The sequence below is a fragment of the Dietzia sp. Cai40 genome, from assembly GCF_014145165.1.
GTDB lineage: Bacteria > Actinomycetota > Actinomycetes > Mycobacteriales > Mycobacteriaceae > Dietzia > Dietzia natronolimnaea.
The window spans coordinates 1-1,658 of record NZ_JAALEB010000473.1; the positions used below are offsets into that span (position 1 = coordinate 1).

Here is a 1,658-nt window from a genome sequence, read left to right on the forward strand (position 1 = left end):
CGGACGACCTCGAGACCCTCCAGCGCGTCCTCGACCAGGCGGCGGCGCTCGGGGAGGACCACCCCGATTCCATCCGTGTACAGCGCTCGGTCGGCCACATGTTCAAGCTGCTCAAGAAGTCCCGCCGGAACGAGGTCCGACGCGCCCGGCAGGAGGCGGACAAGGCGGTCATCGAGGCCACCGCGACCGGCTCGCCCTCCCGGATCGACGACGAGACGGCCGGGATCCGACTGGTGTCGAACACCCCGGGGGCCGTGGCCGGACACCTGCAGCGTGCGGTGGCGTGTTACGTGTGCAAGCAGTTGTACACCCAGGTCGATGCCTTCTACCACCAGCTGTGCCCCGAGTGCGCTGCGGCCAACCGCGCCAGGCGGGACCCGGACATGGACCTGACCGGTCGGCGGGCCCTGCTCACCGGTGGCCGCGCCAAGATCGGGATGTACATCGCGCTCATGCTGCTGCGGGCGGGGGCCGACGTGACCATCACGACCCGTTTCCCCCGCGACGCCGTCCGCCGGTTCGCCTCGATGCCCGACCACGCGGACTGGGCCCACAGGGTCCACGTGATCGGCGTGGACCTGCGCGATCCCGCCCAGGTCGTGGCACTGGCCGACGAGGTCGCCGCCGCCGGACCGCTCGACATCCTCATCAACAACGCCGCCCAGACGGTGCGCCGCTCCCCCGGGTCGTACTCCGGACTCGTGGACGGGGAGTCCGCGCCCCTCACCGGGCGGGCCGCCGACATCCCCATGATCACCATGGGCCGCACCTCCGAGCTGCACCCGGCCGCGCTGATGGGCGGCGAGTCCGCGCTCATCGGCTCCGACGAGGCCGAGCGCGAGGCCGGACACATCGCCGAACAGGCGCTCCTGGCCGGGTCGGCGTCCCTGGACCGCGTGGACGCCGGCACCGCCATCGATGCCGGCGGGCTGCTGCCGGACGTGGTCGACCACAACAGCTGGGTGGCCACGGTCGAGCAGGTGGAGCCCATGGAGATGCTCGAGGTGCAGCTGTGCAACTCGGTCGCCCCGTTCATCCTGGTCTCCCGACTGCGGCCCGCGCTCGCCGCGTCGAACGCCCGCCGCAAGTACGTCGTCAACGTCTCCGCCATGGAGGGGCAGTTCTCCCGGCGCTACAAGGGCGCGGGGCACCCGCACACCAACATGGCCAAGGCGGGCCTCAACATGCTCACCCGCACCTCCGCCGAGGAGATGTTCACCGAACACGGCATCCTCATGACCGCGGTCGACACGGGCTGGATCACGGACGAGCGTCCGCACACGACCAAGGTCCGGCTGCACGAGGAGGGCTTCCACGCACCCCTGGACCTCGTCGACGGCGCGGCCCGCGTGGTGGACCCGATCGTCCGCGGCGAGGCCGGAGTGGACCTCTACGGCTGCTTCCTCAAGGACTTCGAGCCGAGCCCGTGGTGAGCGTCGACGCCGCCCGGCGGATCCTGGCCGACGAGCTGCTGCCCGCGATCCGTGCCGCGGTGGCCGATCTCGGCGGCGACGGGCCCGACACGCTCGTGCACCACCGGCCCACCGCCGAGGGTTCCGAGTGGCCCACCAACACCGCCGCCGCGCTCGTCCACCACCTGTGCGGCGTGCTCACCTCGTGGGGCGCGGCCTGCCTCGGCGGTGAGGACATCGTGCGGC

2 protein-coding genes are annotated in these 1,658 nt (G+C 72.0%); both read left to right on the forward strand.

Features of this window, described 5'->3' with window-relative positions; genetic code table 11:
- Positions 1-1,433: SDR family NAD(P)-dependent oxidoreductase (locus tag G6022_RS15985; protein ID WP_182691991.1), on the forward strand; the 1,433-nt coding region annotated here is incomplete at its 5' end.
- On the forward strand, positions 1,427-1,658 hold a 232-nt coding region (locus G6022_RS15990; protein WP_182691993.1), incomplete at its 3' end, for a hypothetical protein. The genes G6022_RS15985 and G6022_RS15990, both read left to right, overlap by 7 nt.